Here is a 14,337-nt window from a genome sequence, read left to right on the forward strand (position 1 = left end):
GCGTGTCATACAGCCTCCCCTTCAACTAAGGGAAAGGATGACTTCTGTAAACAAGCTACAGTTACTCTTTCAATATTTTGTTTACGTGCCTCTAACTCAGCCTCATCACGAATTTTTTTCGCTGCCGAAATCTGAGTGAGCACTGGTTGTTTACTAATTAACTTGTTTAATAACTCCTGGGCCTCCTGCTCCCATGGCATTGCCTGAATGAAGCTTTGTAATTTCGCAGGGGTTGGATCAACCTTATCCATTTCAGTACCTAGGGGCAAAATATTGAATAAAGCATCAAACAGTGAATTGCAAACTTCCTGGATTAAATAAACTGATCCGGAATATCCCATATAAGGAGTGCCGGTATGCCTACGGATAATGGCCCCAGGAAATGAAGCGGGTATAAAAGAAAATCGTGCGCTGATTTCACTACCGTACATCCGCTCGTTATAACTTCCAAACATTACTAAAGGAGTCTTCTTTTGAACCAACTCTCTGATTTCAACGTTATTTGTCTTGTTTCCAGGCAATCTAGAGACTGCAAAATTACACGGAAGACCCATTTCTTCTTCGAGGAAATTTTTAACTCCTCGTGTATAGGTTTCACTTGCTACGATGGCAAAGCTAGCTGTGCCAAAAAAATCTTGCGTGACAGAACGCCATAAATCCCAGATTGGCTTTAATGTTGTGTGCTTCTCTTTTTCAACGAAAGGTTCCACGTCAAGACCACACAACTCACCCAGCTTTCGTAAAAAAGCAGTGGTAGATTGCATTCCAATGGGGGCTTGCAAGTAAGGTCTCTCAAGCGTCTCACATAGGAGTCGTCCATACTCTCGATACATGCAGATATTGACATCCGCATCAATTAATTTTGGAATATCTGCAAGGTGAGTTCCCAAGGGGAATACTAAATTTACTTCCGCACCAATACCTTCGACTAAACGCCTAATTTCAGCTAAGTCACTATATAAATTGAAGCTGCCATAAGAAGGTCCAATAATATTGACCCTAGGTTTTGTATCTGCATCTCTTTTGCGTGGAGGAATCTTTTTAAGTCCATATTCGGTCCAAAGCCAATTCATTGCCCTATTTGCGCATTGCCATTGATCTTCGTCAATTGTTCTTGGCAAGAAGCGCTTAATACCAGTTCCCTCAGGTGTTACACCACCACCAATCATCTCCGCAATAGAACCCGTTACTACTACTGCAGGTAAATCAGGATCAAGCACTTTATGAGCGCGCTTCATTGACTCTTCTGTACCTTCTCTGCCTAACTGCTCTTCAGCTAAACCAGTCACTACTATTGGCAATTCATGAGGGGGCAAGGCATCGGTGTAATGGAGCACTGATGTCACCGGCAAGTTTTCACAGCCAACTGGACCGTCAATAACAACTTGAAGCCCCTTTACAGCTGTAAATACATATACAGCCCCCCAATATCCTCCAGCGCGATCGTGATCTAGGACTAGCATTAGCCCATCTCCTCAGCTTTTTGCTTGGCTCGCGCTTTTTCCATGCGACGCCTTACATCAGCTTTAAATTCCGGCCGATCAACTGGTACCGATTCCCATACGCCAGTAGCATGATCTTTACCAACACCCTCAAAGAACGTATTCATGCTATTGAATCGATCTTGATTTGCTAAAGCAGCATTCACTACCTGCGCAAGTGATCCCGCGCCAGCAGCGCCCATTAATGGTCTAGCTGAAATCAAGTTTGTAAAATACAAGGCTGGGATAGCTAATTCTTTAGCCTTTTGAACAACTGGGGTTGTACCAATCACCAAATCAGGTGAAAACTCTTTCATTGCAGCCAGATCCTGCTCTAGAGACGCGCGATATTCAACGTGAACGCCGCGGCTTTCTAGCCAGTCAAGATCGCCGCTACTCCATATCGTTTTTGGACATGCAGTTCCTACATAACGCACATCAGCACCACTCTCAACTAGTAAGCGCGCTACTAATAATTCAGATCCCTCATATCCGCTTACAGTAATCCTACCTTTGATAGGCTTTGCTTTTAAGGCCCCTTTAATCATTGGTAAAAACTTATCTTTTGCGTTGCCAATTTTTTCTGCGCTGACGCCATTAGCAATACCGATCTGCTCCAACCAATTTGCGGTACCGTCATAACCAACTGGAGCAGATCCAACAATAGTCCGGCCAGCATTTTCAAATTCACGAATACTTGCCGTATAAAAAGGATGAATTGCTGCGACAACCTTGGAATCTAAAGCCTGGTATAGCTCACGCCACTCTCTCGTTGGCACAACTGGTCCAACCCCTAAACCCATTGGCTCTAACATCATTCCAATGCTGATCGGATCTACCGGAAACATTTCACCTAATAAGGTAACTGTCGGCTTATCAGAAAGACCATTCCGCGGTGCAGACACTGGGCCATTTTCTATTTCAGTACGTGCATAACGTAACATTGCGCTTGCTAGAACATCTTTAGCCTCAGCATGGGTAGGCACCCCAAATCCTGGAACATCAATACCAATAATACGAACACCATTTATTTCTTTTGGTAATAATTGCAACGGCACGCCACTAGCAGTTGGAACACATAAATTGATAATGACTATGGCGTCATAGAGTTCGGGATTGGCCTCTTTATAAACCGCATCCCGTATATCTTCGAATAACTTTCCAGTAACCAAGGACTCAGAGTTAAATGGTACATATCCGACACTACGCCTCGCACCATAAAAGTGGGAGGTAAAAGTAAGGCCGTATACACAACAGGCCGAACCCGACAGAATTGTCGCTGTCCTACGCATTCTCAAGCCTACTCGCAAAGAACCAAATGCAGGGCACATACTTTGTGGTTGATCATGAGGGCCCTTAGGGTAATCTTTTGCGTACTGACCCAAGATCTCACTTTTATTGGCAGACTTAGCAGCTGCCAATAATTCTTCTGCGCCTGAATGACAGGTTATTCCAGCCTCAGAAGTGTTCTGAGCTTGTATCGGAATAACTTTAGATGATTTCACGATGGCTCCGGTTTCTAGGCTTTGTCGTAAATCACTTCAAGCGTTGGCTTAATCACTTCATTCTTACCAACCATATCGAAAATTGTTGCAGGCTCAAGAACGATATCTCTACCAACCTGGCTTGCTGAAAATAAGCCCAGCAAATCATCTGGAGCCATTGGCTTTGGTCGCACTGGAGGCGCCTCCGCAACATTACTTGCCAAACCCTCAAAGAGCGGACCCCATTGTGAATCTGGCTTACCAATGATTTCGTAGCTAGCACTTTTCCTTCTGATATCGTCATTCGCTGGAATAACCGAAAGTACAGGGATGCCTACATGCTCAGCAAAAGCTGTTGCTTCGCCAGTGCCATCATCCCTATTGATAACCATGCCAGCAACACCAACATTGCCACCTAATTTACGGAAGTATTCAACTGCAGAGCACACATTATTAGCAACATAGAGCGACTGGAGATCATTGCTTGCCACAACAATAACCTTCTGACACATATCTCTAGCAATTGGTAATCCAAAACCTCCGCAGACTACGTCACCTAAAAAGTCTAGCAATACGTAATCAAATCCCCAGTCATGAAAACCAAGCTTCTCCAGTGTTTCAAAGCCATGAATGATTCCCCTGCCACCGCACCCTCTACCGACCTCAGGGCCACCCAATTCCATGGCATATACGCCATCACGCTTAAAACAAACATCGCCAATCTTGACTTCTTCACCGGCTAACTTCTTTTTGGAAGAAGTTTCAATAATGGTAGGACAAGCTTTACCTCCAAATAGCAATGAAGTGGTGTCGCTTTTTGGGTCGCAGCCAATCAGCAATACCTTTTTGCCCTGCTGCGCCATCATGTAGGACAGGTTGGCTAATGTGAAGCTTTTCCCAATTCCGCCTTTGCCATAAATTGCAATGATCTGAGTTTCTTTTTCAATCTCACCTGTATGGACCTGATCAGGCTCAATAGCGGCCTCTTTTTTCAATTGCGTAAATTGAATTGTTATTTCTTTTGGGACGCTTGGGGCATTCATAGTGCTTCTCTCCAATCAACTACCATTTTGAGACAGTTAGGATCCTCAAATGCGGTGCGATATACATCGCCAATTGAAGAAGGCTTACGATGATGAGTTATCAATCCATCCAGATTTAATTTGCCAAACGATATAAGCTGCTTTACATCTTTCAAATCCTGGGGTGCCCACTGCGCAGCAATTCGCAATTTAGCTTCCTTCATAAATGCACTAGGAAAATTAAACTGAATGTCTTTGTCGTAAAAACCAGCAAGGGTAATTTCTCCGCCAAACTGGAGTTGACTAATTAATTTATTTAATACACTCACCTGTCCACTTGCATCGCAGATTTTTTTATATTGGTTATCTTTGTCATCACAAGGATGAAGAACTGTATAGCCCTTAGCTCCACCCATACGATCTGCATCAATTTCCCAGACAACTGGCTGGTGACCAAACATGACTGCAATTCGAGCGATCAATCTTCCCAATACGCCATGGCCCACAATCAAATCGGGTTGTAGTGATTTTTTTCCTTGAGTCACGTGATAGGCGGTGGCTGCTAAAGCAAGCAAGACACCCTCTTCGCCAATTTCTTCGGGGAGTTCAATAACCCTATCGGAAGGAACAACAACATGTGAGGCAGCCCCTCCAAACAATCCCTTCACATCACCAAAACACTTTGCGCCAGGAACAAAAACTCTTTGGTTAAGACTTAGGTGTGATGACTTTCCTACCCGAGTAACCCTGCCAACGGATTCGTATCCAGGAACTAGCGGATACCCCATCCCAGGAAAATCTGGCATGGTTCCATTCCAAAGTAGCTTTTCAGTCCCAGTGCTGATGCCACTCCACTCAATTTGCACTACAACATCTGAGTCATTAGGCTCATCAAGTAAAAGTCGCTTCAACCTGAGCTCTCTTGGAGACTCAAGTAAGACTGCTGTGGAATGAAGCTGACTTTGCATATGTCTATTTATATTTACTATGTTCTATGTAAAGTAATTTATACACTATTCAAATACTAGCTATTAGTACTTACCCTTAATTAGGTGCTCAGTAGCAAAACTTGGGCATTTATAGGCATATCCGAGTGCAATATGTCGATATTTTTAAAGCCAACATGAAGAGCTAAATGACTTATCTCTTCAACTGTTCTGGGTCGACCCCTACCCATCGCCATTAAATAAAAACCAAAATATGCATGCCCCATTGGGGGATGTTCAGGCGTCTCTGCCATAGGCTCAGCAATCAATAACTTGCCACCTGCAGGAAGAGCCTTAAAAATTGATTTCAGTAAAATTTTTACTCGCTCATCATCGTGATCAAAAATGACACGGATAAGAGTGATTAAATCTGCTCCACTAGGCAGGTCATCTTTAAAGAAATCACCACCAAAAACTTTGATGGATTGATCTTCTGAATTGGCCAAGAAATTTTCTGCGGCAAGATTCACAACACCCGGCAAGTCGAAAAGCATTCTCTCTAACCGAGGGGATTGAAGATGCACTCTTTTTAAAAAAGTACCCTGCCCTCCTCCAACATCCAATAAGCAGCGGTGCCTAGAAAAATCATATGCGCTTACGACTTGATCTGCCACCAATGGTAGCGATGTAGACATTAAATCTGAGTAGCCCTTAACTCGATCTCGATCTTTAAGAGACTCTTGATCCTCAAGATCATTAGAAACGTAAGGCCAAAATTTTTCTAATTTCTTACTCTTCAATTTGCCAGATAGTAAAAGAAGAGGATCTCTCAAATCTTCATACAAAACGGTATGGTGCTCAATCATTGCCGCTAAAGCAGAATTCTCAACTAGCGGTGCACCTAACTTTCCCAAACCAAATTTTTGATTGCTGCGAATTTCTAATAAATCAATTGATACGGCGGCGTCTAGTAATTGTTTTAGAGGTGCTTGCTCTAAACCACATTTATTTTTTATGGCCTCTAAAGTTAATGGACCGTTTTTTAAATGATTAAAAAGATTTAGGCGTATACAAGCTAGAAGGATTTGGGAATATACAAAACCCGCCATTACATCAAATAATTGATTAGCTCTTTTTTTTGCGATACGTCTTAGAAATGGAATTTTTGCGACTGTATTTTGGAATCGAGAATTTGCTATTAGCTTATCTTTGTAGATAAATAACCTATCCCACAGACCATACTCACTTTGGTCTTGTTCAATTAGAGTTGTTCGGGCTTGAGGCACTCTAATTAGGCGCGCTATGCAGCCTGACGAAGGGTTTCAATAGCAATGTGTCTTTCACCACGCTCAAACCATGATGAAGGCAGTAATCTCTCGGCCTCAAATGCGACTAATTTTTTTAGCGCCTTATCACCTATGCAGCTTGGAATGGATGCCACTGCCTTACCGACCAACAAATCAAAATGCTCAACAGCTCCATTTAATCCCAATTCTTTTGCAGAGCTAGGGCGATGATGTTCCTGGTCTTGCCCTGCAGGCTTCCCCAAAAATTGCGCATCACCTAATACATCTCGAATATCATCTGCAATTTGATACGCTTCGCCAAGCCATTCACCCAAACCCCTCCATGTCTCGGCATCAGCTCCAGCAGCCTGTGCACCGCTTGAGGTTGCCGCAGCAAACAACGCTCCAGTTTTAGCTCTCTGATAGTCACTAAGGTTGGCTTGTGTCTCACACTCCCAAGACTGTCCGGCAATAATTCCAAATGGCGCTCCAACGCCCTGTGAAATCGTTTTGATAATTGGTGCTAAGCGATGAGAGGATCTTCTTGAAGCAGCTGCAACTGTTTGATAAGCCATAACAATCAGCGCATCACCAGTTAAGACGGCCAACCTTTCGCCATATTCTTTATGAACTGATGTCTGACCGCGCCGCATATCTGCATTATCAAAACAAGGCAAATCATCATGAACCAAAGAGGCGCAGTGAATCATTTCAATAGAAATTGCACTGGCCATCGATAATTGGGGATCATCATTTCCGCAGGCTTGAGCCACTGCCAAAGTCAACTGAGGCCTAATCCGTGCACCACCAGGAAAAACAGCATGTCTAATAGCCTTGCTTAGCGAAGGAGGCCCCTTCATAGACTCGTGCGATTTCAACGCCTGCTCTATTGCCCGATCCAAATGCTTAATTGGTGACATGATCTTGCCCCTATGAAGGAAATAGCTTTGTCTAAATTAAAATACAATTTAATATGTAAAAAAATATAGACACAATTAATCGAGCTGTCAAACTTATTTATTCGGGTTTACCCTTAATTAGAGTGAAGTTTTAATACAAATGAAAAACATTCCAAAGGATTGGCCTAACCAATCCTTCAGTAGAGAGATAAAGACTGAGGACCTATCTTGGCATGTACAAGTTGGGGGTAATTCGCCAAAACACATGCTCATGCTTCATGGAACTGGTTCTTCAGCACACACCTGGGGAACAATCTTTACAGAGTTAGCAAAGAATTACACCGTGGTTGCTCCTGACTTGCCGGGTCATGGTTTTACAACGAGTGTTAGAAAAAAGTCCTTCAGCTTAGATGAGCTTGCAACCCAACTCACAAGGCTAAGGGAAGGTTTAGGTATTCAATATTTTGATTACATTATTGGTCATTCTGCTGGTGCAACACTTGGATTAAGTTACGCACTCATTAATGAGCAACCCAAAGAAATCATTGGACTAAACCCATCACTAATTACCTTACCTAGCTTTTATCAAAACTTTATAGCCCCACTATTAAATCCTATTGTCACTTCGTCATTCTTCACTTCCATATTAAGTGACCTATTGCCTCACACAAAGATTATTGATGGACTTTTAGACTCAACGAAAACAAAGTTAAGCCCTGATAAAAGAGAGAAATATAAGACTTTATTTAATAGCGCAGATCATCTTAATGGCTCTATGAGCTTCATGGCAGGAACAGACATAGCGATTTTGCTAAAGAAATGCAAATTAATAAAATCAAAATTGACCTTCATCCTCTCAGAAGATGATGGTTGGATACCAATTAAAAATTTACGTGACGTAATTAGGGAATATTTTGATAAAGCAAAAGTGATTGAGCTAAAAGGTGGCCACTTATTTCACGAAGGCGATGAAGAAATGGCTCTGAACTTAATTCAGAATGCCTTAAATAAGGAGGAAGAGGAGAATGTCAACTCTTAACAATGTATTAATAATTATCTGCATTGCCCTTGGTCTTGGGATGTTTTTAAATGCTTACATCAAAGGCAAAAAGGTTCTCCGAAAAATTCGAGAGCAAGCCTATATTAGAAATTTGCCAATTGAATAGCTGCAGATGTAATTTTTTTTCTGGACCCGGTATACGGAAGGGGGAAATATTGTGCAGCCATGATCCCAGCAAGCTCTTGGGCTAATTTTTCGGGTTGAGGTGCAGTGTCTACAAATAAAATTCGATGACTCTTCATGCTTAACTCTTTTGCGGCCGTGATTGCATCATTGTGAGCCCCCGCTCTTCCGCCTACGCCATTCAAATTAACATTTGCCTTACCATCAGTCATGATTACGATGATTGGCGTTAAGCCTTTTCGCTCTGATGAACTTGCCATTTCATTAGCGGAACGAAGTCCTAATGCAAGGGGGGTGCCGCCACCGCCGGGTAAGGTAGCTAAATTTCTTTTTGCTCTAACTAGCGACCTAGTTGGCGGCAAAACAATATCTACCTTAGAGCCTCTCATAGACAGCATTGCTACTTCATCGCGTCGAATGTAGCATTGACTCAATAATTCTTCTAAAGCGCCTTTAGCCTCCGATAATCGTTGAGTTGCTGATGAGCCAGAGGCGTCCACCAAAAATATAGTTATCGTGCCTCGGCGTTTCAAATATTGTTTGGTATGTAAATCCTCTGCTCTAAAGTGAATTTTGCTTCTATTATCTGCTTTTAAGAAAGCGTTGTTCTGTTGAGCGCGTATTCTTTGCCATGGGATAGCAGATCGAATACTTTTTAAGATATCAAGGCGCCTGCCATTACCAGGAAGCCCTTTTCTTGCACCATGAGGTCTCCCGCTGGTGAAGCTTTTCTCAGTTGATCCCGATTTACCAGCAATACTCGCTTTAGTCTTGGTGGATCTTAGGGTCTGATTCATCCGCATCATAAATTTTGGGGGTAAAGAAGCCTGTACAGCTTCAACCACTAACTCCTCTAATTCATCAGCAGAAGATGGAGGATCTGTATTTTCTAAATCTGAGGTTTCTTCATCTTTTGAAAGTTCATTGTCTGAGTTATGTTGACTTTCCTGATTACCCTCAACATCTTCGCCGTCATCTGTTTTATTGTCTGCCCCCTCTTCGAGCGGCGATTGCATACTTTTAAGATGGGTGTAGACAAGTCGTGCAGCATCAATTACCTCTTCTTGGCCCACCGTAATTAATCCCCTCAGCGCAGCTAGCGACTTGGCAACATCTAATGCAAATTGATTGGCTCTTAATGAGGAAATTCCAAGGCTCAGACCAGCTTTTATGAGTACCTCCATCAAATCTTGGGGGCAAGTTACAGATGGTAGCAATGCTATAGCGTCCTTAATATCGGACGGAGTAACTTCTAGATATTTCTTAGTATCGTTAATTGAAAAACGATCGAGATAAATCCCAAACGCAAGCCTATCTAATAATCGTAGGTTAGCACCCTCCTCTTGGAATTCAGACTCATCAAAGACAATTACTCCAAAGTGATCATTGTTGGCCGCATGAGGATGATTGAAAAGATTTTTTTCATCTAAAGCCTGAGATATATGAGTTATCGTTTGTAAATTCATTCTCTCAGCCATGGGCAAAAGAAGATATTGCCCGCCCAGCCTTTCTAGAAGGCCCTGGCTGACCTTAAATTCTCCAGATAAAAGTGCGCTTTCAATATCTAATGAGCCAAATAATTGCTCGGAGGATAAATTTGCCGGAGCTTTAATAACTTTACTATCTGCGGGCAATAGATTCATAAAATAATTAAGCCAGGAATCTCTGATGGGCCCAAACTGGCTCTTTATCGATACTCCTTTTAAGCCACGCGGGTTAATAGCCAAAAGAATGGCGATTAAGTTTGCATCAAACCAAGCTTGTTGTACTGGATTCACTTTTCAGTACTAGCAAAGAATTCTTGCATGGCACGCTCAATACGAATTTTTGAATTGCTATCGTCAAGTGGATTACGACGCAATCTATGCCCAAGCGCTATTGGCGCAATTTTCTTTAAATGATTCAGATTCGCTTTTTTCTTACCCTCAAAAGCAGCTAATGCTCTGACACCTCTAAGCAAGGTAAGCTCGCCTCTTAGGCCGTCAGTGCCAAGATGAGCGCAAAGCTTAGTAGCAGACTCAAGCAATTGATCATCTACCTCCACTTTATCCAGAAGCTTCTTCGACTTAATGATCTGCTTCTTAAAGCCTTCTTCTGACTCTTCCCACTTGGCAATAAATTTTTCTGGATTCCGCTCGAACTCATCTCGTCTTTTTATAATCTCAATCCGTTCTTTAAAATCAGTAGGTGTTTTTACCTCTATAGATAGTCCAAAACGGTCAAGCATTTGCGGGCGCAGCTCCCCTTCCTCCGGATTACCGCTTCCAATAAGAACGAACCTAGCCGGATGTCGAATACTCAATCCCTCACGTTCAATAATATTTTCACCAGAAGCAGCTACATCAATTAGCAAGTCAACTAAGTGATCTTCAAGTAAATTGACCTCATCGATATAAAGATATCCACGATTAGCCTTTGCAAGCAAGCCAGGCTCGAAGGATTTGATGCCTTGGGTCAAGGCTTTCTCAATATCCAAAGCGCCTACAACTCTATCTTCCGTAGCTCCAAGCGGCAAATCTACCACTGGAACAGAAATATTTTCGGACCTTAGCTTATGTCCCGCACTCTTTTTGAGCTCACATTCAGGACAAAGGCTATTAGCATCTGGATCGCAATGATAGTTACAGCCAACCACTGATTTCATCGTTGGAAGCAAGGAGGCCAAGGATCTAATGGTGGTGGACTTACCTGTTCCACGATCTCCAAAAATAAGAACACCGCCTAACGAAGGGTCAATCGTACAGAGGGCGATTGCCAGCTTCATTTCTGATTGCGCAACAATGGCAGTAAAGGGGAAGTTGATAGTCATTGACGTCCTACATAAATCATTCAAATTAAAATATAGGTTAAATTTAGCTCAGTTTAACCAGATGTTAATAACGCTTTGAGCAGATTGCCATGTCGCAAACCCTGAGTTTTAACCCCACCTCTTCATCTTTGGCAGCCCCAAAGCGCCTCGTAATCGCTTCCCGTGAAAGTCGCCTAGCCATGTGGCAGGCTGAGCACGTCCGGGATTGCCTTAAAAAGCTCTATCCAGGCTGCGATGTCCAGATTTTGGGCATTACTACCCGTGGGGATCAGATTTTGGACAGAGCCCTCTCTAAAGTGGGTGGCAAAGGCCTTTTTGTGAAAGAGCTGGAAACCGCTCTCGAAGATGGTCGTGCTGACCTAGCGGTTCACTCCCTGAAGGATGTCCCGATGGTGATGCCTGAGGGATTCGATCTTTCTTGCGTCATGGCCAGGGAAGATGCGCGTGATGCCTTTGTTTCGAATGATTACACCAGCCTTGAAGAGCTTCCTCAAGGTGCAATAGTAGGCACATCCAGTTTGCGCCGCGAATCCGTTTTGCGCGCTAAGTTTCCGCATTTAGTAATCCAGCCATTGCGCGGTAACTTAGATACCCGCATGGGTAAATTAGATAAAGGCGAGTACCAGGCGATTATTTTGGCAGCCGCTGGTTTAAAACGTTTAGGCCTAGAGTCACGCATTCGTGCATTTTTGCCATACGATCCCTATACGCCAGCTGCAGGTCAGGGCGCTCTTGGTATCGAAACTTTAAGCAAGCATCCAAATATCAAACATTGGCTTGCTCCATTGAATGACTTGCCAACTTTATTTGCAGTATCTGCTGAGCGCATGGTATCGCGTCAGTTAGGCGGATCTTGTGAAGTACCGCTTGCCGCACATGCTGTGTGGGATCAGAGCCAAATGAACATTCGATCTTTTGTGGCAAGTGTTGATGGCAAAGCGATTTGCCTGGCACAGGGAAGTGGGGCAGTGCAATCGGTTGAGGATGCAGAAGCCTTGGGACTTGCCGTTGCAAAAGACTTGCTGGCACAGGGTGCTGCAGATTTAATTCCCAATGTGAGCAAGTAAAGCGCTTGCCTAATTAGAGATCTGCGTGGCTACCGTCGCAATAAGGCGGTGTTTTGGTGTGCTTACATCCACATAAGTAGACAGTTTTGCTTTGCATCTCTGAAAATTCAATAGGCTGAGCTGTATCACTTGCATGGGAGCCATTGCACAGAGGTTGCGTATCACTCAAACCGCAGGCGCACCAGTAATATTTTTTTTCCGCATCTACTAATAGCGGATAAGGCAAATTATCAGACTTCTTTTTTCTCATAAAAATGCCTCTGAATTACTGAATCTATGTAAGATAACTTCTGCAAGGCCATTACATAACAGCTATATTTAATAGTCAAGCACCCCCTTCAAAATAAGATAAATCCTCAATAACAATGCAATAAAGCAATAAAAAATGGCTTATGACTGATAAAGAAATTCAAAACTCAAAAAAACTTAACTCAATAAAGTCATTTTTACCTTTTTTAAGGCCATATAAAAAACAGCTAATAATTGCTGCAGTAAGTCTTATTCTTGCTGCGTCAGCAACTTTAGTAGTACCACTTTGTTTTCGGAAGATCATTGATCTAGGATTTAGCGATATAAGCCATGAGCAAATTAACCTAACCTTCATTAATCTTTTTGCGGCTGCGTTTGTGCTCGCATTTGCAAGTGCACTGCGTTACTACATCGTCTCCTGGCTAGGGGAAAGAGTCACTTGTGATATCCGCAAAGCAGTCTACTCACATATCATCGTACAAAGTCCAGAGTTCTTTGAAACCCAACAAAGTGGCGAACTTCTCTCTCGGATCAATAACGACACTTCAATAGTTCAAATACTAATAGGTACAAGCGTTTCTATGGCGGTGAGAAATTTATTTCTACTGCTTGGTGGGATGACAATGATGTTTATTACCAGTATTAAATTGTCTTTACTAATTCTTGCTACCCTATTATTAACTGTAGTACCCATCATGGTGATGGGTAAAAAAGTTCGGAAGCTATCCAGAAATTCACAGGATAAAATTGCGCTAGCCTCTGCAATAGCTGGTGAAAAAATAAATGCCATTCTTACTGTTCAGTCGTTTGCAAATGAACAAAAAGAAATCCGGGCATTTAACACATCTGTTGAAGCTTCATTTTTGGCTTCAAAAATTAGGAGTGCAGCTCGCGGCAAGCTTACTTTTGTTGCCATACTCTTGGGCTTTACCAGCATCATCACTGTGTTGTGGCTTGGCGCTTATGCAGTCAGCAACCAGGAGATGTCTGGTGGTGAACTAACCCAGTTTTTCTTATATGCAGTAATTGTTGCAGGATCCATAGCAGCTCTTTCAGAGGTTCTTGGTGACTCACAAAGAGCGATTGGTGCTGGCGATAGACTTTTAGAGCTATTGAGCATCGAGTCACAAGTACAAAATCCTAAAGAACCCTTTATTCCTCCTTCATCAGCTAATAAAGCTATCAGCATTAACATCCAAGGATTAAGCTTTCACTACCAATCCATTCCAACAAATGTACTTACAGATATTTCTCTAAATATTCAGGCTGGAGAAAAAATTGCGATTGTAGGTCCATCAGGTTCAGGTAAAACAACCTTATTTAAATTAATACAGAGATTTTATGATCCTCAGTCAGGTAGCATTTCTTTTGATGGCGTTGATATAAAAAACTATAAATTAGATGATTTACGAAAACTCATTGGAGTGGTGCCTCAAGATATCAGCATCTTTTCTGAAAATGCGCTAGAAAATATCCGCTATGGTGATGAAAATGCAAGCGATGAGGATGTAATTAAGGCGTCTAAGATTGCCTTTGTGGATGAATTCATATCCAAGTTACCTGATGGATACAGCACATTCTTAGGTGACCGAGGTGTCAGGCTATCTGGCGGTCAAAAACAACGAATTGCCATAGCAAGAGCTTTACTAAAAAATCCACCATTACTTTTATTGGATGAAGCAACTAGCTCCTTAGATGCAGATTCAGAAAGACTGGTACAACAAGCACTCGAAGAGGCAATGAAAGATAGAACAACCATAGTCATTGCACATAGACTGGCGACTGTCAAAAAAGCTGACAGAATTGTCGTCATGGAGAATGGTCGCATTGTCGAAATTGGCAACCACTCCTCACTTGTGAATAAGCAAGGTCTTTACTCACATCTAGCTAAGCTGCAATTTACTGATGCCTGACAATAAAGAACAACATTT

General features: G+C 42.5%; 12 protein-coding genes. 3 read left to right on the forward strand and 9 right to left on the reverse strand.

Translation table 11 applies throughout. From position 1 onward, the window contains the following. Window positions 1–5: 5 nt before the first annotated feature. The 6 genes from bchZ to AOC28_RS10425 all read right to left on the reverse strand — a co-directional run bounded on the left by bchZ (window position 6) and on the right by AOC28_RS10425 (window position 7,119). Window positions 6–1,463 carry a chlorophyllide a reductase subunit Z gene (gene bchZ, locus AOC28_RS10400; RefSeq protein ID WP_072583909.1) on the reverse strand — a complete coding sequence of 486 codons (1,458 nt, stop codon included), beginning with the start codon at window positions 1,461–1,463 and terminating at the stop codon, window positions 6–8. Then, entirely contained in the window at window positions 1,463–2,986 is a 1,524-nt protein-coding gene (gene bchY, locus AOC28_RS10405; protein WP_072583910.1) for a chlorophyllide a reductase subunit Y, read from the reverse strand. The genes bchZ and bchY overlap by 1 nt, the downstream gene beginning before the upstream one ends. Window positions 2,987–3,000: 14 nt before the next feature. Continuing rightward, complete coding sequence (locus tag AOC28_RS10410) at window positions 3,001–4,008, reverse strand: chlorophyllide a reductase iron protein subunit X (protein WP_072583911.1); 1,008 nt, start codon at window positions 4,006–4,008, stop codon at window positions 3,001–3,003. Then, window positions 4,005–4,955 carry a chlorophyll synthesis pathway protein BchC gene (gene bchC / locus AOC28_RS10415; protein ID WP_072583912.1) on the reverse strand — a complete coding sequence of 317 codons (951 nt, stop codon included), beginning with the start codon at window positions 4,953–4,955 and terminating at the stop codon, window positions 4,005–4,007. Before bchC ends, AOC28_RS10410 begins: the two co-directional genes overlap by 4 nt. 80 nt (window positions 4,956–5,035) lie before the next feature. Next, window positions 5,036–6,199, reverse strand: coding sequence for a methyltransferase (locus tag AOC28_RS10420; protein WP_083564299.1), 1,164 nt, complete (start codon window positions 6,197–6,199; stop codon window positions 5,036–5,038). Window positions 6,200–6,213: 14 nt separating this feature from the next. Then, window positions 6,214–7,119 (reverse strand): polyprenyl synthetase family protein, encoded by a 906-nt coding sequence (locus tag AOC28_RS10425; RefSeq protein WP_072583913.1) that lies wholly within the window; start codon window positions 7,117–7,119, stop codon window positions 6,214–6,216. 139 nt (window positions 7,120–7,258) lie between these two features. Between AOC28_RS10425 and AOC28_RS10430 the strand changes: the two genes are divergently transcribed. Then, window positions 7,259–8,137: an alpha/beta fold hydrolase gene (locus AOC28_RS10430; RefSeq protein WP_072583914.1), complete on the forward strand. Its 879-nt coding sequence runs from the start codon at window positions 7,259–7,261 to the stop codon at window positions 8,135–8,137. A 104-nt stretch (window positions 8,138–8,241) separates the two neighbouring features. On the opposite strand, the gene AOC28_RS10435 is transcribed toward AOC28_RS10430, so the two are convergent. Next, a complete protein-coding gene (locus AOC28_RS10435; protein ID WP_072583915.1) occupies window positions 8,242–10,059 on the reverse strand; it encodes a VWA domain-containing protein in 1,818 nt (605 codons plus the stop codon). Then, window positions 10,056–11,090, reverse strand: a complete 1,035-nt coding sequence (gene bchI / locus AOC28_RS10440) for a magnesium chelatase ATPase subunit I (RefSeq protein WP_072583916.1) — start codon at window positions 11,088–11,090, stop codon at window positions 10,056–10,058. Before bchI ends, AOC28_RS10435 begins: the two co-directional genes overlap by 4 nt. Window positions 11,091–11,179: 89 nt before the next feature. On the opposite strand from bchI, the gene hemC reads away from it, so the two are divergent. Next, window positions 11,180–12,157 (forward strand): hydroxymethylbilane synthase, encoded by a 978-nt coding sequence (gene hemC / locus AOC28_RS10445; protein WP_072583917.1) that lies wholly within the window; start codon window positions 11,180–11,182, stop codon window positions 12,155–12,157. A 13-nt stretch (window positions 12,158–12,170) separates the two neighbouring features. Here the strand turns inward: hemC and AOC28_RS10450 are convergent, their stop codons facing one another. Next, on the reverse strand, window positions 12,171–12,407 hold the full coding sequence (locus AOC28_RS10450; RefSeq protein WP_072583918.1) for a CDGSH iron-sulfur domain-containing protein: 237 nt from the start codon (window positions 12,405–12,407) through the stop codon (window positions 12,171–12,173). 142 nt (window positions 12,408–12,549) lie between these two features. On the opposite strand from AOC28_RS10450, the gene AOC28_RS10455 reads away from it, so the two are divergent. Next, complete coding sequence (locus AOC28_RS10455) at window positions 12,550–14,319, forward strand: ABC transporter transmembrane domain-containing protein (protein ID WP_072583919.1); 1,770 nt, start codon at window positions 12,550–12,552, stop codon at window positions 14,317–14,319. The last annotated feature ends 18 nt before the right edge of the window (window positions 14,320–14,337 follow it).

The sequence above is a fragment of the Polynucleobacter sp. MWH-Adler-W8 genome, assembly GCF_001889925.1.
Lineage (GTDB): Bacteria > Pseudomonadota > Gammaproteobacteria > Burkholderiales > Burkholderiaceae > Polynucleobacter.